General features: G+C 53.2%; 18 protein-coding genes. 3 read left to right on the top strand and 15 right to left on the bottom strand.

The window, feature by feature from the left end; genetic code table 11:
• Nucleotides 1-87: 87 nt before the first annotated feature.
• Nucleotides 88-423, bottom strand: a complete 336-nt coding sequence (locus CCALI_RS02620; RefSeq protein WP_016481920.1) for a hypothetical protein — start codon at nt 421-423, stop codon at nt 88-90.
• Between the two features lie 460 nt (nt 424-883).
• On the opposite strand from CCALI_RS02620, the gene CCALI_RS02615 reads away from it, so the two are divergent.
• Entirely contained in the window at nt 884-1,645 is a 762-nt protein-coding gene (locus CCALI_RS02615; RefSeq protein WP_016481919.1) for a phytanoyl-CoA dioxygenase family protein, read from the top strand.
• Nucleotides 1,646-1,752: 107 nt separating this feature from the next.
• Here CCALI_RS02615 and groL read toward each other — a convergent pair whose 3' ends face one another.
• Nucleotides 1,753-3,384, bottom strand: a complete 1,632-nt coding sequence (gene groL, locus CCALI_RS02610) for a chaperonin GroEL (RefSeq protein ID WP_016481918.1) — start codon at nt 3,382-3,384, stop codon at nt 1,753-1,755.
• Between the two features lie 87 nt (nt 3,385-3,471).
• On the bottom strand, nt 3,472-3,762 hold the full coding sequence (groES, locus tag CCALI_RS02605; RefSeq protein ID WP_016481917.1) for a co-chaperone GroES: 291 nt from the start codon (nt 3,760-3,762) through the stop codon (nt 3,472-3,474).
• Between the two features lie 290 nt (nt 3,763-4,052).
• On the opposite strand from groES, the gene dapF reads away from it, so the two are divergent.
• Nucleotides 4,053-4,913, top strand: a complete 861-nt coding sequence (dapF, locus tag CCALI_RS02600) for a diaminopimelate epimerase (RefSeq protein WP_016481916.1) — start codon at nt 4,053-4,055, stop codon at nt 4,911-4,913.
• A gap of 76 nt (nt 4,914-4,989) precedes the next feature.
• Here dapF and atpG read toward each other — a convergent pair whose 3' ends face one another.
• The 12 genes from atpG to CCALI_RS02540 all read right to left on the bottom strand — a co-directional run bounded on the left by atpG (nt 4,990) and on the right by CCALI_RS02540 (nt 16,055).
• On the bottom strand, nt 4,990-5,868 hold the full coding sequence (gene atpG / locus CCALI_RS02595) for an ATP synthase F1 subunit gamma (RefSeq protein ID WP_016481915.1): 879 nt from the start codon (nt 5,866-5,868) through the stop codon (nt 4,990-4,992).
• A gap of 28 nt (nt 5,869-5,896) precedes the next feature.
• Nucleotides 5,897-8,332 carry a Gfo/Idh/MocA family oxidoreductase gene (locus CCALI_RS02590; RefSeq protein WP_016481914.1) on the bottom strand — a complete coding sequence of 812 codons (2,436 nt, stop codon included), beginning with the start codon at nt 8,330-8,332 and terminating at the stop codon, nt 5,897-5,899.
• 81 nt (nt 8,333-8,413) lie between these two features.
• The gene (gene atpA / locus CCALI_RS02585) at nt 8,414-10,114 is read right to left on the bottom strand and encodes a F0F1 ATP synthase subunit alpha (protein WP_016481913.1); all 1,701 of its coding nucleotides are present in this window, start codon (nt 10,112-10,114) and stop codon (nt 8,414-8,416) included.
• Nucleotides 10,115-10,174: 60 nt separating this feature from the next.
• Nucleotides 10,175-10,723, bottom strand: a complete 549-nt coding sequence (atpH, locus tag CCALI_RS02580; RefSeq protein WP_016481912.1) for an ATP synthase F1 subunit delta — start codon at nt 10,721-10,723, stop codon at nt 10,175-10,177.
• Nucleotides 10,724-11,296 (bottom strand): F0F1 ATP synthase subunit B, encoded by a 573-nt coding sequence (locus CCALI_RS02575; RefSeq protein WP_016481911.1) that lies wholly within the window; start codon nt 11,294-11,296, stop codon nt 10,724-10,726.
• Between the two features lie 33 nt (nt 11,297-11,329).
• Nucleotides 11,330-11,854 carry a F0F1 ATP synthase subunit B gene (locus CCALI_RS02570; RefSeq protein WP_016481910.1) on the bottom strand — a complete coding sequence of 175 codons (525 nt, stop codon included), beginning with the start codon at nt 11,852-11,854 and terminating at the stop codon, nt 11,330-11,332.
• A 45-nt stretch (nt 11,855-11,899) separates the two neighbouring features.
• The gene (gene atpE / locus CCALI_RS02565; protein ID WP_016481909.1) at nt 11,900-12,184 is read right to left on the bottom strand and encodes an ATP synthase F0 subunit C; all 285 of its coding nucleotides are present in this window, start codon (nt 12,182-12,184) and stop codon (nt 11,900-11,902) included.
• Between the two features lie 60 nt (nt 12,185-12,244).
• Nucleotides 12,245-13,123 (bottom strand): F0F1 ATP synthase subunit A, encoded by an 879-nt coding sequence (atpB, locus tag CCALI_RS02560; RefSeq protein WP_016481908.1) that lies wholly within the window; start codon nt 13,121-13,123, stop codon nt 12,245-12,247.
• A 31-nt stretch (nt 13,124-13,154) separates the two neighbouring features.
• Nucleotides 13,155-13,544, bottom strand: a complete 390-nt coding sequence (locus CCALI_RS02555) for a hypothetical protein (RefSeq protein WP_016481907.1) — start codon at nt 13,542-13,544, stop codon at nt 13,155-13,157.
• A 122-nt stretch (nt 13,545-13,666) separates the two neighbouring features.
• Nucleotides 13,667-14,074 carry an AtpZ/AtpI family protein gene (locus CCALI_RS02550; protein WP_016481906.1) on the bottom strand — a complete coding sequence of 136 codons (408 nt, stop codon included), beginning with the start codon at nt 14,072-14,074 and terminating at the stop codon, nt 13,667-13,669.
• Complete coding sequence (locus CCALI_RS02545) at nt 14,071-15,471, bottom strand: aspartate kinase (RefSeq protein WP_016481905.1); 1,401 nt, start codon at nt 15,469-15,471, stop codon at nt 14,071-14,073. The genes CCALI_RS02550 and CCALI_RS02545 overlap by 4 nt, the downstream gene beginning before the upstream one ends.
• Nucleotides 15,468-16,055 (bottom strand): ACT domain-containing protein, encoded by a 588-nt coding sequence (locus tag CCALI_RS02540; protein ID WP_016481904.1) that lies wholly within the window; start codon nt 16,053-16,055, stop codon nt 15,468-15,470. The genes CCALI_RS02545 and CCALI_RS02540 overlap by 4 nt, the downstream gene beginning before the upstream one ends.
• 146 nt (nt 16,056-16,201) lie before the next feature.
• Here CCALI_RS02540 and msrA point away from each other — a divergent pair, with 146 nt between their 5' ends.
• Nucleotides 16,202-16,678 (top strand): peptide-methionine (S)-S-oxide reductase MsrA, encoded by a 477-nt coding sequence (gene msrA, locus CCALI_RS02535; protein ID WP_016481903.1) that lies wholly within the window; start codon nt 16,202-16,204, stop codon nt 16,676-16,678.
• Nucleotides 16,679-17,063: the final 385 nt, after the last annotated feature.

Below are 17,063 nucleotides of genomic sequence, written 5' to 3'. Positions count from 1 at the left end.
GACAGATGACCGTTTCTACGAAGGATCCATCTCTTGAGGAACCTTATCTAAATCGAAACCTTGGGGTGAGGTGCCATAAGAACTGAATTATGGGACGAGGTAGAAATCAGGCACACATGTGAAGACTCCTGTTTTGCAGTAGGGGCAGGTTCGACCTTCGAGCCGGAAGGTATCGGAAAAAGTGGTTGAGCCGCATTTGGGGCAACAATCCACTGGAGCGCGAGTATCCACGAGAAACTCTTCGCCACAATCGAGGCAAAGATGGGGAACGTCGTTACCGATGAGGCGGGCGGAGCACTCACTGAACAAGCAACGTGTGTAGCGTTTCACGCCTTGGTCATCGAGGTAGTAAGGGTTTCCCTCATCCCAAGCGTCTATGGTCTTCCCGCAGTTCCCGCAGGCATATCGAATACAGACGGGCATAAGGCACCTCCACTGTGCATTTCCCTTTACCCTTGGGGCGTCTAGCCCTCTCAATGAGAGAACAGAGGACGATCTGTCTGTCAGAATTCGCTGACTCTCCGCAATCGAGGTACACTGTAGAACTTAGAGATTGCAAGATATATCGCGAATTATAGCACTATGGAAAGGAAGAATGCAAGAGAAAAAGTTAGGACGCGATAGAAAGGCACACATAGAGACCTCGTCTGCATGTTGTTGACAGCAGTGCCAGAAGGCGAAGGCTACCCTAAGCAAAATAAGAGGTGATGAAGCAGTTGAACAGATTGTATCAAAACGCCGTTTATAGCTAGATCGATCTATCGATCTCTTGATCCAGCTGACGAGTCAGAAAATAGGAAAGGGATGCGCTCCAGTGGTTGGTCAACGATAAGGTAGATTCTAAGTAGGGGCGTGATAGCCTTTTCTCATAGGAGGCATAGAGATGACTGAAGATCAGCGATTCGCTTTCGATGTGCAGGGTTTTCTGCATCTACGCGGGGCGCTGACGCCGGAAGAGCTTGCTGAATACATGAGGTGGATAGAAGAGGTGGAGAAGACGGATGTACGGCGGCTGAATGCGGACGAACCAAGTAGGATGCAGCACCAGTTAAACCGACCGGTATCACGGGTGATTGATGCCGACCCGCGGTTTGCTCGGTTTCTAGACCACGAAGCGGTCGAGCCGTTGCTGGTTGAGATCCTTGGGGAAGACTATAAGCATATTGACAACGAGCTGTACTACACCTATCCGGGATATCCGGGTGGGGAATGGCATCGTGGGGTACGTGCGCATCCTACCGGGCATGTGATAAACGGGAGGTTTCTATGTCCGATGGTGAAGGTATTCTATTGCATAAGCGATGTCGGGCCGAACGAGGGGGAGTTCGTAGTTATTCCAGGTTCTCACCGTGCGCAATTCGACCTTGATACGCGCGGCAGGGTTGACTTACCAGCACAGTATATTTTCAACGACGTGTGTGCCGGGGACATCATTCTATTCAACGAGGCTCTGTTGCACAACGGGCGCCCGAACCCCTCGCAGAAAACGAGAAAGACCATTATTATGAATTTTGGCCGCGAGGATGCTGGCCCGTGGCCAGGCTATGCTCCAAAGCCGGAGACGCTCGAAAAGGTGACGCCGCGGCAGCGTCGCATTTTAATGAATCGGACACCGATTTGGCGCGAGCCGGATCGAATAGGATAGATGGCCAACTATGCGCGAAGAGGCCGGATGTATCAGCCTGATACTGCGCCAAGGCCTAAAAAAACTCCCTCCCCAACAAGGGGAGGGAGTAAGGTTTAACGAGCCGTTTACATTTCGTAGTCCATGCCACCGGGTGGGTTGGCGCCATTAGCTGGCTTCTTTTCGGGTTTTTCCACCACCAACGCTTCGGTGGTAAGCACGAGGCTGGCGATCGATGCGGCATTTTGCAGCGCGAATCGAGTTACCTTTACGGGGTCAATGACGCCAGCAGCGATCATATCGCCGTATTCCTCGGTAGCCGCGTTGAAGCCGTGGCCTTTGGGCAAAGTCTTCACCTTTTCGACGACAACGCTTCCCTCGAAGCCAGCGTTCTCAGCGATTTGACGTAGCGGTTCTTCGAGAGCGCGCCGGACGATGTTGATGCCGTGCTGCTCGTCCTGAGTATCTGCTTTAAGGTTATCGAGGGCCGATTGCACATTTAACAAGGTAACGCCACCCCCAGGCACAATGCCTTCTTCTACGGCAGCACGGGTAGCGCTGAGAGCATCCTCAAAGCGGTGTTTTTTCTCTTTAAGCTCCGTTTCGGTAGCCGCACCCACTTTGATGACGGCCACACCACCGGCGAGTTTGGCGAGGCGCTCTTGTAGCTTCTCCTTATCGTAGGAGCTTTCTGTCTCTTCGATCTGGCGTTTAATTTGGTTGATACGCCCCATGATGGCGGCCTCGGTGCCGCCCCCATTGATGATAGTGGTCTCTTCTTTACCAATGATCACCTTCTCTGCGGTGCCGAGGTAGGAGAAGTCAACGTTTTTGAGCTGGACGCCAAGGTCTTCGCTGATGAACTTACCGCCGGTAAGGATGGCGATATCCTCGAGCATAGCTTTGCGCCGGTCGCCAAAACCAGGAGCTTTGACCGCGGCGCAGCTGAGGGTTCCACGGATGCGGTTAAGCACGAGAGTCGCCAAGGCATCTCCATCTACATCCTCTGCGATGATGACGATCGGTCGGCGCTGTTGTGCGATCTTCTCCAGTAAGGGGATAAGGTCAGTTGCGGAGCTGATCTTTTTCTCGTAGATGAGGATATAGGGATTTTCGAGGACGGCCTCCATGCGCTCGGTGTCGGTGACGAAATAAGGGGAGATATAACCCTTGTCGAACTGCATACCGTCCACAAACTCGGTGTAGGTTTGAAGACTTCGGCTCTCCTCAACGGTGATCACCCCATCTTGTCCAACACGCTCAATGGCATCGGCGACGAGCTGACCGATCTCAGCGTCGTTGCCGGCGATAGCGGCGACGCTAGCGACCTTGGCTTTATCCCCACGCACTTCCACAGCGAGCTTTTTAAGCTCTTCTACAGCGCGTTCTACAGCGCGCTCAATACCATGCTTGACCTGCAGGGGATTGCCGCCGGCCGCTACGTAGCGGAGGCCTTCCTTAAGAATAGCTTGGGCTAATACGGTGGCGGTAGTGGTACCGTCGCCGGCCACATCGTTGGTTTTACTAGCGACCTCTTTGACGAGTTGCGCCCCCATGTTTTCGTAGGGGTCTTCCAGCTCGATCTCTTTGGCGACGGTTACGCCATCTTTGGTGATGGTGGGGGAACCCCATTTTTTATCGAGAACCACATTTCGGCCTTTGGGGCCAAGGGTGACTTTTACGGCGTTAGCAACGGCCTCGGCGCCTCTTTCGAGAGCACGACGGGCCTCTTCATCATACAATAACATTTTTGCAGCCATGGCTTCGTTTCTCCTTACGATGGTTTCGGAAAATGGTTACAGATTTTTGCGCTTCTAGAGAAAACTAGTAGCTAGAAACTTGACGTCCTACCCCTCGATAATGGCGAAGACCTGGTCTTCATCGAGCAGAACGTAGTCTTGGCCATCAATAGTAACTTCGGTGCCGCCATATTTGGCATAGAGAACGGTATCACCGACCTTAACGGACATGGGCTTGATCTCGCCATTTTCGAGGATGCGCCCGTTTCCTACAGCCACCACTTTGCCTTCTTGGGGCTTTTTCTTAGCGGTATCGGGTAACAGAATACCGCCAGGAGTCTTCTCTTCTTCCTCGCTCGGTTTCACGACAACTTTGTCACCCAAAGGACGCAGACCCATCTTGTGTCTCCTTTCTTGGTATTGGCTTCAAAGGGGAGCAGTCCCGTTTTAGCGCTCTCCACCTTCGAGTGCTAACAAAGAATACTCGATAGGACGAAGTTTTGTCAAGGTTTGCCTCAAGCAGAGTGATGGGGAAAGAAAGCAGCAGTTTTTCAGTTTTAGAGTTACTTAGAGGAGCTTTGCTATGTTCTAAAGAGTATCTCCTATAAGGTATCCTATATATCCCTCAAGCTAGCCTGTCAATCCTTAGGAGGGAGCTTGAGATTGCACCTTGAGGTGAGGTTGCCAGCGTGGCCGAAAAGATCGCCTTTACAAAGATGCATGGCGTTGGAAACGATTTCGTGATCGTAGATGGGAGGGATTCGAACGATCACGACTGGTCGGCGCTTGCGGTCGAAATGTGCGATCGGCATATGGGCATTGGTGCGGACGGTCTCATTATTTTGGAACGCACGCTTTTCGCAGATCTGATGATGCGTATGTACAATCCAGACGGCACCCCTGATGTTTGCGGCAACGGTCTACGGTGTGTAGCTCGTTATGCTGTGGAGGAGGGGATAGTAAACAAAGACATACTCTATATCGGCACTTTGGCAGGAGTGCGCCGTGCCCAGTTGCACCGAGATGAGTCAGGGCAGATCGTTGCGATCACAGTGAGCATGGGGCAACCGCAGTTTGAACCGGCCTCCATTCCTATGCACGTAGCTCAGGAGCCTGTGATAGATTTTCCGTTGGAGGTCATGCCAGGTGAGACGCTGCTCATCACAGCACTTTCAACTGGCACAACCCATGCTGTTACATTTGTGCCGGAGCTGCCGGACGATGAGCGCTTTTTGGCTATTAGCCCTCTCGTTGAGAGGCACCCTCTATTTCCAGAGCGTACCTCGCTGATGTGGTGCGTACTGGAAGCACCCAATGTGCTTTCGATGCGCATATGGGAGCGCGGGGCGGGGGAGACCTGGGGATGTGGAACGGGTGCTTGTGCGGCAGCGGTAGCGGCAGTTCTCAAGAACTGCGCGTCTCCTAATGTTCCGATAACTGTTCGCAGCAAAGGAGGGGAGCTGATCGTTCGTTGGCGTCCTGGTGCTGAGATCGAGATGACGGGCCCTGCAGAGCGAGTGTATCGCGGCTTTTATCCTCTTTGCCAATAAAGCGCAAAGACCTAATAAGTAGATACTTGTGTAAGGCAGGGAAGAGCTAGCTCTTCCCTGCCTATAAACAAAGCGGTTATCCTTTTAGGGCCTCTGCGCCGCCAACGATCTCGGATATTTCGCGGGTGATGTTGGCTTGTCGTGCACGGTTGAGTTGCAGTGTAAGCGTTTGAATCATTTTTCCTGCATTATCGGTGGCGGCGCTCATCGCCGTCATGCGGGCACCATGCTCGCTCGCTGTCGATTCAAGGAGGCATTGATAGATTTGACCATCTATGTAACGTGGTAGAAGCGCGCTCAGGATCTCGGTGGCGGATGGCTCAAAGATATAGTCATCATAGTACTGCGGTGTCTCGGCGCTCTCCTCACGCTTCTCCGGTGGTTGAATGGGAAGAAGTTGAAGATCGGTCGGTCGAGTAGTGATAGCGGTGTAGAAGCGTGTATAAAGAAGGTAGAGTCGATCGATCTCGCCGTTAAGGAAGGCGTCACGTACGACACGAGCGATATCCTGTGCATCGGCAAAGGTCGCACCGGTTCCGGGAATGCTGAACTCCGCGGCGATCTGATAGCCTCGGCGACGAAAGAACTGGATGCCCTTGCGACCCACGAGGTAGAGTTTGATCTGAGAGCGGTCGTAGGGACGAAGCAGTTCAGTGGCGCGGCGCAGCATGGCGGAGTTATAGGAGCCGGCCAAACCCCTATCGGAGGTGATAATAAGAAAGCCGATATTCTGCAGCTCCCGCTGTTGCAGGAGGGGGTGATCAAGCAGTTCTCCTGCGGAGCTAGCAAGTCGCACCATCATGTCGCGCATAATCTGTGCGTAAGGACGAGCAGCCTGCACTCGGTCTTGCGCCCTCTTGAATCGGGCGGCTGCCACCATTTTCATGGCTTTGGTGATCTGTTGGATATTTTTTGCAGCCCGAATACGGGCACGGACTTGTCGAATGGTTGCCATTGTTATCTTCTATCCATTAAGGTTCATATCAAGTGTTGTATTCGGATTTTCTTACCGCAGAGAGAAGTGTTTCTACAAGCGCATCATCTGCAGCTTGAGGATCGTTGGGATAGCGTTGGGCGATGGAGCGTGCAAACTCACGAAACTCATCGAGATGAACGGCACGCCGACCATTCTTTTCAGAGAGATAAGCAGCTCCGACGATGGCGGAGCAATCGGCACCGAATTGAGCATCACAGAGGGGTGGGCGGCCGGTGCGAACGCATTGCACCATGTTAAGGATTTCGCCGTAGAAGGAGGATGGCCAAAACTGCCAGGTAGGGCCGGTTGCTTCGATACGTCTGACTTCTCGGTCATAGGCATCGGTTATGACGACATAGCGGCGTCCCTCTTGAGAGGTGAAATAGAGGCGGCCTGTTGTTCCGATGACCACGGTATCAGGAGAATCCCGGTGGCTCCACGACCCTTCAACGTGTGCATTCGTCCAGGCTCCTGTGTCTGCATCTTCAAAACGGATGAGAATATGAGCGTCATCATCCACGGTGACGGTTTGATAGTGTCCATCAATAATGCGCAACGGCATTCGGATGGTCATGCCAAAAGGCTCGACCGCCTTGACCATGGTTGGACGTTTTTTCAAGCCGCTCAGAAACCAGGCGGCACCGATGGCGTGAATGCCATTATCGAGAAGTGAGCCACCACCACCGAATTCAGGGTTCCAAAATTTGGGATTACCTTCTGGTCCGCCATGGGCTGTGGCCAGGAACATAAGCAGCGGTTCTCCGATGGCTCCGGCATGAATGAGTTTGCTAGCGGTATAGTAGTCCGGGTCGAAGAGCCAGTTTTCGTTATGCTGGTAGAAGCGACCCGTGCGTTGAATGGTAGAGATGAGACGTTCGCTTTCCAGCCAACTACGGCAGAGCGGTTTTTCACACATGACGTGAATGCCGGCTTCAAGTGCCTTAATGGCCAGAGGAACATGGAGAACGGGTTGGGTGCAGATGTCTACGAGATCGGGCTGAATCTCATGGATGACCTCACTGATATCGGAGAAGAGGCGAACCTCATCGAGGTCACGCATGAGGCGTTCGATAGCGTCGTCATCATGGCGTTCGCGAGCCCGTTCGATCTGTTCTGCGGTAAGGTTTTGAAGGCGGCGATATGCTTGTTGAAGTGCATCCTGATCCGGATCGCACAGGGCCACGAGTTTGGCTTGTGGAATAAGTGGGTAGCAGGGTAGATGGGCGCCACGAAAGATGCCACCTGTGCCGATAGCGGCAACGCGGACGCGATAGGAGGGATCGTAGCTCACCGGTTTCGGCGTAGGTTGGGTAACGGGATAGAAGGCGACCTCTTCTTTGGGCTGTTCCACACCTTCGGGGGCTATCGTCTCGCTAGGCGGTTCAACAGATGTGGGAGCGGCTGGAGCTTCTACCGTGGCAGTTTCTTCCATGGCGATGGGTTGAGATACTTCTATATCTTGGCCTTCGATAGTCGCTTGAGGAGGTTCCATCTGCTCTTCTTCGACGGGGAAAGAGACAACTTCTAGGGTTTCGGAGGAGGCTGTAGTTGACGTTGTATAGTCCCAAGGGGAGGTAGAAGGTTGAACGGCTTGCTCGTCTACGGTAGAGGGAGAAGTCGATTCGGTTTGTCCTGGCTGATGAGAGAGGAGGGCCTCCATCTCTTCCGGAGTAATGCCGGTTACGGACGGTGTGGATTGAGCGAGCTCCTCTGGGACAGGGATGGACACCGATGGTTCCTCAGGTGATGTAGGTGCTTCAAAGGCCACTGGTGGTTCAGAAACGGCAGGTTCGGCTTCGGGGGAGGCGGCAGTTAGAGGGGATGAACTGGGTTCTGCCGGCTCTACAGATTGGGTTGCAGGAGTTTCGGTAGGAGAAAGGCCTAGTCGGCGCTCAAGATCGGAAAGCAACTGCTCTGCTGATTGGGTAGGACTAGGGGTGTGAGGTGAAGCACCGGTAACCTCCTGCCGAGCTGCCGCTTCGGACTGCAGGCCTTCAATTTTATCGCTAGCCCGTTGAAACATCTCTTCGGTTTCGCCCACTCCGGAGCCTGGTTGTCGGTTCTCCACTACAGTGGTGTAGCCCATCGCGAGGCGCGCCTGTAGATCGCGCAACACAAGATTAAGGCGAGCTTCTTCTGCAGGCCGTTGCGCTTTAAGTGTTTCGGCTTCGACCTCCGCTTTGGCAAGACTGTCTTTAAGCGTTTGAAGCTCTTTTTCTAGGGTGGCGATCTCCTCGCGCAGTTCATTCGCTACAGATGGATCTTGCAGTTTACTGGCCTGAACAAGCTTCTCTTTTCTCATGGCGAGGTCGCGCTCTCGTTTGGTGACCTCTTCTTGCAGGCGGTTGCGCTGCATGATAGCAGTAACTACTCGTTCCCGTAGCTGTTCGATCGCGCGTTTTGTTTGTTCGATAGCCTCTTGTAGGGATGTCTCCGGGTTCATAGAAAACCTCCTTGTGAACGATCTCTCTTAGCGTTTTAAGCTAAGAGAGATCGTACGAAACCCTTACTTTGTAAAACGACCCTAGGGTTGGAACTGGGCTTTAAAGGCTTGAATAGCCTTATTCAACTCTGCTTCCGTGGTTTCATCCAAATCTTTGGTAATTCGGATTTTTTCAAGGATGTCGGGGTAGTTCTTTTCCATGAAAGGATGGAACTCCGCCTCGAACTTGCTTACAGCGTTTACAGGAATATCATCCAGATAGCCGTTATTGCCGGCATAGATGATGGTAACCTGTTTTTCCACGGGCATTGGTTGGAACTGAGGCTGCTTAAGTATCTCAATGAGTCGAGAACCACGCTCGAGCTGATCGCGGGTCACCTTATCAAGATCGGAGGCAAATTGGGCAAACGCTTGAACTTCGCGGAATTGGGCGAGGTCAAGACGTAGGCGTCCTGCCACTTTACCGCTTTTCATGGCTGGGATTTGTGCTGAGCGTCCCACGCGAGAGACCGAGATACCCACGTTGATAGCTGGGCGCACACCGGCGAAGAACAGGTCTGGTTCAAGGAAGATTTGGCCGTCCGTGATGGAGATAACGTTGGTGGGGATGTAGGCAGAGACGTCGGAGGCCAACGTTTCAATGATAGGCAGCGCCGTGAGGCTTCCTCCAGTACCGGGCTTTTTGCGAATTTCGAGGGAATCGGCATTAGGCATGGCGGCAAGGTCTTTTTTAGCCTCGCTAAGCCCATGGCTACCCTCATAGAGTTTGCCATTGATGCCTTCTTTCGTATCTTCGGGAGCCGTTTTATCAACAATGATATAGTCTTCGCGAATTTTTGCGGCTCGTTCGAGAAGGCGGCTATGCAGGTAGAAGATATCGCCTGGATAAGCCTCGCGTCCGGGGGGGCGTCGAAGAAGGAGAGAGACTTGGCGATAGGCGACGGCATGTTTAGAGAGGTCGTCGTAGATGACGACGGCATGTTGTCCTTTATCGCGGAAGTACTCGCCAATGGTACAACCGGTGTAGGGGGCGATATACTGCATTGGAGCCGGGTCGGAGGCATTGGCGGCTACGATGATGGTATAGTCCATAGCGCCGGCAGCTTCTAGGGTACGACGCACGTTTTCTACGGTTGAGGCCTTTTGACCGATGGCAACGTAGATGCAGATGACATCGCCGCCCTTTTGATTGATGATGGTATCGAGGGCGATGGCGGTTTTTCCAATACCGCGGTCACCGATAATCAGCTCACGTTGTCCACGTCCGATTGGCACGAGAGCATCTATCGCTTTAAGCCCGGTTTGTAGGGGCTCTTTTACGGGTTGTCGCTCCACAACTCCGGGAGCTCTGGCTTCGATATAGGCATAGCGCGTTGCCGTGATAGGGCCTTTGCCATCGAGGGGGTCACCTAGGGCGCTTACTACACGGCCTAACAGGCCTTCGCCCACGGGCACTTCGATGATGCGGTTCGTTCGCCGAACCGTTGTGCCCTCGAAAATCTGTTCGCAGGGGCCGAGGATAATGGCACCCACGTTATCTTCTTCGAGGTTGAGGGCAATCGCACGAATGACGGCACCGTTTTCATCCACAATGGGGTTCCCTTTTTCGTCGAGGAACTCCAGCAGTTCTGAAACCATGCAGCCTTGCAGGCCGTAGATTCGGGCGATGCCGTCTCCTACCTGAAGGACGGTTCCAGCATCGTAAGTGGCAATTTCACGTTTTGTGGTTTCGAGCAGCTCTCGCTCGAGTATTGAAGTTATCTCTTCTGGTCGAATGGCCATCGTTATCTCTATCTCCAGCGCAACGTCGTAATTTAGACGTTTCGGGTTTTTCCGTTAGAACTAAGCTTTTTGTAGGAAGCGCTCGCGCAATCTCTCAAGGCTTCCACGCACGCTTCCATCAAGGATGGTATCTTGAAGTCGGATAACGACTCCTCCGAGGATTTCCGGATCGAGCCGTACACGCAGCTCCACGTTAGCGCCCGTTCTTTTCTCCAGGCTTTCACGAAGTGCCTGTTCTTCCTCGGGAGTGGGCGGCACGGCAAAGACAGCCTCTGCACGAAGCAGGTGCCGCGCCCGATCAACAAGGCGTCTAAAATCGGTATAGATATATTCTAACAGCTCTTCGCGACGTTTGTTAACAAGCAGGTTCAGGAAACCGATGGTTAAGGGATGTAGCCTGTTGGCGAAGGTTTTTTCGATGAGCGAGCTTTTCTTGGGTGCCGGCACGAGAGGACTGTGCCAGAACTCTTTGAGTACAGGTGTATTATGAAGAGTTGTTAGTAGCTCCTCAAGTTCGCGCTCCACCACTTCGAGAACGCCTTCTTTTTGAACCGCTTGAAAGAGCGCTGCTGCATAACGGCGAGCTGCACGCACATCACGAGTTGCCATTTAGGGTTCTCCTCCGCCATGGGCCAGGCTATTACGGTTTACAGGAGTATAGCCATTGAGAGCACTCTGAGCAAGTTGGTGGATGAAATCGCTCACAAGTTTATGTTGCGTCTCTTCAGAGGCCATCGTACGGATGGCATTTTCAGCGGCATCGAGAACGATCGCAACGATCTGTTGGCGCATAAGGATTTGATGATAGGTACGTTCTCGTTCGACCTCTTGTTGGGCGCGTTGTAGAATGGTTTGTGCCGCCTGTTGGGCTTCGGCAATGATTTGAGCCGAGAGCGCTTCTGCTTCGCGCACGGCCTGTTCAACACGGGCGCGATGCTCCTCTTCAATGTGTGCAAGGCGCTGAGCGTAGTCGTCATGTATGGCCTGTGCCTCAGCGAGAAGGGCATCGGCCTGTTTGTAGGCCTGTTCGATGCGTTCCGTACGCGCTTTTAGCAAGTCACGCCCCATAGGATAGGCGTACTTGTAGGCGAGCCATAGCAGGATCAGAAAGCCCAAAATAAGCGCGAGAAACGCATCGGGCTGTTCTATTTTAAACGGTCCGAGGCTGACCTCAGGAATCACGCTGACAACTCCATAGAAAATAGATTCATCGGTTTACCATTCATGGGTGCTACTCGCGGTGGTTGTTGCCTGAGCCACACGAGCTTCAATCGAGCGCCTCAGTTCTTCTTTCGGGTAAAGAGAGCCGAGAGCATGATCTGCCACATCGGTCGCCATAGCGATCATCTGCTCTTTGAGGGCTTGGAGGGTCGCTTCGCGTTCTCTCTCGATGCTCTGGCGACCTTGAAGCAACACCTGTTCGGCCTGGGTGCGCGCCTCTTTGATCAGACGTTCCCGTTCTCCTTGCGCTTTTTTGACCGCCTCTTGAATATGGGCGCGGGCTTCGGCATCCACAACAGCGATACGCTGCTGATACTCAGCCCGCAGGCGCTCCATTTCTTGTTGAAGCTCCTCACGACGGCGATAACGGGCTTCGATGTCTTCTGTGCGCTTCTCCATATCTTTTAGGAAGGGACGCCAAAAGACTCTTGTAAGTATCTGCAGCAGGAGCAGAAAGATCAGAATCTGTATGCCGAAGTAGACCGGATTAAATTTTATCGCTTGCTCGATCTGTAGCATCGGTTATCTCCTTCGGCTCCCAGAAGACTCTGGGAGCCGAAAAGGCTATTTGCTTACCTGTGTGCTCTGAATAGTTTGCAGCACCTGATTGGTGTTGGGCAGGCGGGAGCCAAGAAAGATGAAGACGAGCACGAGGGCAAAGAGCACGAGCGACTCGATGAAGGCGAGGCCGATGATCATGTTGATAAGAAGTTGGCCTGCCATACCGGGCTGGCGAGCCATCGACTCAAGCCCGGATGCCACCGCACGTCCTTGTCCAATACCGGCTCCAATAACCGCGATCGGGACAGCAAGCCCCGCCGCAATTGCAAGTGCAGCGAAATAGATCATATTCTTTCGAAACCCTTTCTGTCGTAATGTTTGGTTTTGATTGGTTATTTTAAAAGATGATTAGTGCGCATGGGCGAGCGCCTGTTCCGATTCTGCCTCCTCCATCCCCTCTTCATGGGTCATGAGAGCGAGATAGATGCAGGCGAGCACCATGAAGACGAGAGCCTGTACAAAGTCGGTAAGATAGGCTAAGAGAAGCACCGGAAACTGTAATGGGAACCAACCCAGCCATTTGAAACCGATCATGGTAAATAGGCTGGCGAAGACAAGGATGATGACATCCTCGCCGAAGATATTGCCGAAAAGTCGGACGGAGAGAGTGATCGGCTTAAAAAGTTCTGAGATGACCTCGATAATAAACAGGAGCGGCTTCAGGAAGATGGCCATAAGGAAGGGCAGAGGAGGGCCAGAGAAATGTTTGATATAGCCGAACAGCCCACGGGCACGTATTCCCTCCCACTGAACGTAGCAGAAGACGGTGAGACCGAGAGCAAAGGTATAGGTAAGGTTGCTGGTGGGGGCATGAAAGCCGGGGATATCGCCGAGAACGTTCATAACAAAGATGAACAGGAAGAGCGTTCCGGCGAAAGGGACATACTTTCTGCCATGGGGCCCCATAAGCTCTACCACAAAACGATCTATCGTTTCAACGATGAACTCGCCGATATTTTGGAGGCCACGCGGTATTTTTTGAAGGTTTCGCCGGGAAAGGAGCGCAAAAAGGAGGAGAAGGAGGGCAGCCAGCACAGCGTTTTCGAGCAGCAGGGTAGGATCAGGTATATCTCCAATCTGCGCTTTTTCTGAGGCTTGTTCGGTATGTTGAGAGATGGGAGTATCTGTGGAAGGGCTGGGAGCACCGCCTGCCTGTACGATCTGGATGGGCAGGTGACCCCGATGTACGCTACCGATCTGTTGTGTGTGTTGAAGACTGCTCGGCATGAAAACCTTTCTTCCTCTAGTGAACTAGCTGTTAAATTTGTTGGACGCTTCGTGACACGGTTTTCAGAACCGTATGGATGAGCGAAAGAAGGACACAAAGAATGCCCCCGACGCTGCCTAAGGCAAGGAGGAAGGAACCGCCGAAGAAGTGCATAAGAAGCAGTATTCCGCCTACATAGACAGGTAGGCGAAAAAGAAGAGCTATCCCCATAGTGCGACCAACGCGAGATGGCGAAGTCGCATGAAAGCAGCGCAGGGACGCGCGTTCGAGGCCGTAAAGGCCAAAGAGCGCCAGCCCTATGCCCATCAGAAAGCCTGCTGCAGCCGCGTAGCTGTGGAGGGCAATGAGCCCTAGAGCTACGAACACTGCACAAAGACCGCTGTGTTTGATGGTTTGAAAGATCAGTCTGTTATCTGCCATCGTCGCGACTCCGTTATGGAGACCTCCGTTTCGATACGACGGTTTCACTTAGCCTACTTGCAATGCGGCTAATATTATAGCACATCAGGCTCAGATTTCTGTCTACGGTAGGCCAAAGTGAACTATTTTTTAAGCCTCCGTAGGATATCCATAACCGACACAAGCCCGGCGAAAAAGCCGACGATGCACCCGATGCCAGCGAGATAGGCCACCTGGTGATGGAGTTTGCCATCGAGCCAAAAGCCCACGAGCGCAAACACGATCATCGGGCCGATAAGGCTCGTTGCTACTGTGGCGGCCATAACGACTTTTGAATAGGTACGTGTAGCGCTATCAGGGCTATCGGTGCTAAAACCGAAAAGACGGCCACCGCTCTTACGCGATGGTCTGCTAAGCTGCCAAGACGGTTTCTCTGCTTTTTGCAGTTGAGGTACCTCCGGCAATTGCGGAGCTGGGGGAACCTCTGGTGGAGGCTGCGATTGCGCTGATTCGATATCTTCCAAAGAGTCATCTTCATTTTCAGATTTCATGAAAGTGCCTCTATGGGTTTGGGCGTCTGCTCACACAGCTCTGCGTGAAGGAGTCGAACGGCTCTTTCAACTTCGCTTTCAGGGATAAGGCAGGAGACGGACATGTCGGAATCGGCTGTTTGATAGACGGCGATTCCAGCATTTGTTAACAGCGCATATATCCGAGCCATCACGCCTGGCATGGTGCGATGCCCGCTCGTAATGACCGACACCATGGTACAACTTTCGATGACACTGGCATTGACGTCTATCACGTGCACATGCTGCTCGAGGGGACGGAGCAGGGGGCGTTGCACGCTGTAGGCAAGATCGAGCCCTTCGGAGAATTTAAAAATATAGAAGGCTGCAAGGCGTCCTGTTTCATCCGGTTGTTCGAATGTGATGGGCACCACCATGCCATCGAGCAGATCGCGGGCGATGGGATAGACCTTACGCTCGACGGCAAAGGAGAGCGAGCGATTACTGAAGGTGACGAGGTAGATGGAGACGCCCGCGCGTGCCATCATGCGATAGACTTCGCGCTCAATAAGCGGTTTGTATTCGGTCTCTCCGATCTCGAGGCGAATATAGACAATTTTTCCGGTATGGGTAATGCCGGTAATGCGCGGGTAGGTCGCTTCAGAGGCTTGACGTCCTACAATGCGTGTTCCGGGCGCGTCGGAAAAGGTTGATTTCACCCATAGGGGGATATTGTAGTCCATAGCGATCTCCGCTGCACGGGGATGGACCACCTTGGCTCCTTGATGAGCGATCTCGGCGACCTCCTCGTAGGAGCAGACGTCGAGGGTACGCGCGGTTGGGACGATATCTGGGTCGGCTGTTTTCACGCCATCTACGTCGGTATAGATCTCAACGGCTTCAGCGCCTAAGGCAGCACCGAGCGCTGACGCGGTGGTATCGCTGCCTCCGCGACCGAGGGTGGTGATAGCTCCATGTTCATGGGTATCTTCCGGCTCAGTGGTTCCCTGAAAGCCACAGACTACGGGAATGTAGCCCTGTTCGAGCAAGCGCAGGATATATTGAGGGCGTATTTCGCGGATACGTGCATCGCCGAACTGCGGATCGGTGATAATGCCGGCTTGCCCACCGGAGAGCGCGATGGATTTATAGCCGAATGTTTGGAGGGTATGGGCGAACACCACGGTGGAGATGATCTCTCCGCAGGCCATGATCATATCGAGTTCACGTGGGGCTGGGGGCACTTGGGGGTCTATGCTTTTTAGAAACTGCACAAGGGTGTCGGTGGCATAGGGAGCGCCCGCACGCCCGATGGCTGAGACAACGACAACGGGATAATAGCCGGCCTCTCGCGCTTTGATGACCTTGCGGACGGCCATCTCTCGGTGCTCTTTGGTATCTACAGAGGTACCTCCGAATTTTTGGACGAGGATTTTCATGATGGCAGCTCTTGAATGGGCAGATGCTCTTCGTGGATAGCACTCTTATCAAGATGAAAAACTTTACACAGCTGCTCGATGGCGGCGGGAACTCGATCGGCCTCGATGAGACACTGCACGGTATCATGCGAATCGCCGGCTTCATAGATGCGGGCGCCAGCTTCATAGAGGGCGTCGGCAATGTCCACCATGATGCCGGCCATCTCTCTCATGGAGGAGGCAACAACGGTTACCATGGCGAGGTCTCGCCTTGTGGAGACATCGTACCCAGCAGTTTGCAGCACCTCTGCGGCTCTGTCAAGGTAGGCACCGGCAAGTGCAAAGGTAACGGAAGAGCGATGAAGTTTGATAAGAAAAAGAGGGATTCCCGCTTTAGCAACGGTGTTGAACAGGTTTTGGATAGCGTCTGTTCGGGAATCGGCCTTAGGAAAGCGAACAACAGCATGGGCGACATCGCGCAGGATACGCAATGCATAGACCCCACGTTCACGCTCGTAGAACACATCACGTGCGCGCGAGGGTTCTGACGAGCTTGGAGAAGTAGCTTGATCCATAGTGATGGCGTCAGCAGTGACTTTGTGCATAATTTCACTAATCAGTATAGCATCCTATTGTTGGCGGTGTCAACAGTGCGAACTTTTCCTTATCCCCTATGAGCTGGGTTACTAAGGGGAACGGATGGGCAGCGGATTACGTTCTATGGTATAGAACTTTTTTAGGGGGTGACCGAATGGCCACGGAAAAAGCGATGTTCGGTGCCGGGTGTTTTTGGGGAGTCGAGGCAACCTTTCGTAGGGTCCCTGGGGTTGTTAATACAACAGTGGGATATGCGGGGGGGCATACGAAGAATCCAACGTACGAGGAGGTTTGTACAGACCTTACCGGTCATGCTGAGGTCGTTTTGGTGGAGTACGATCCAGACCGTATCCGTTATGATCAGCTCCTAGAGGTGTTTTGGAACTGCCATGATCCGACCCAACTCAATCGGCAAGGGCCGGATGTAGGTACTCAGTACCGCTCCGTGATTTTTACTTTTACGCCGGAGCAACAAGAGGCGGCAGAGGCCTCACGGGAGCGTTTGGAGCGTTCTGGGAAATACTCTCGACCTATTGTGACACAGATTTTACCAGCACCCGAATTTTATCCAGCGGAGGAGTATCACCAGCGCTATTTAGAGAAGCGTGGGTTGCGGTCTTGCCATTTGTAACTTTTTCGTGAACGGGTACCTTAGTAAGCATGAAGTGCGGACTCTCGGCTTGAGGCGACACGGGGAAGCGTCATCGTCAAAGTCGCCAATGCCAACAAGCGTGAGACCGCTGTTCAGCAGAGCAGAAAGCGCTCCTGCACGGCCAACGCACAGGCGGGCACCATCTGCTGCGGAAGGGGCGTCTCTCCCTTGGGGTTGCTGTCAGGCTCGCAGGGGCTGAGCCTGTCGTTGTGCAGCTGCCCTCGGCATAGACCTATTCGGAAGCAAACGTTTCTACAAGGGCACCTATCCAACGTGTTCGCAGAAAGTGCAGCCGTCTGCGCCAACTTTTGCAACCGAAGAAGACCCGTTTAGCGGGCAAGCAGCTTCAGAAAGTACGGCGGAA

The sequence above is a fragment of the Chthonomonas calidirosea T49 genome, assembly GCF_000427095.1.
GTDB classification, from domain to species: Bacteria; Armatimonadota; Chthonomonadetes; order Chthonomonadales; family Chthonomonadaceae; genus Chthonomonas; species Chthonomonas calidirosea.
The sequence above is the reverse complement of the archived record's forward strand: the minus strand, read 5'-3'. Positions and strand labels throughout refer to the sequence as shown.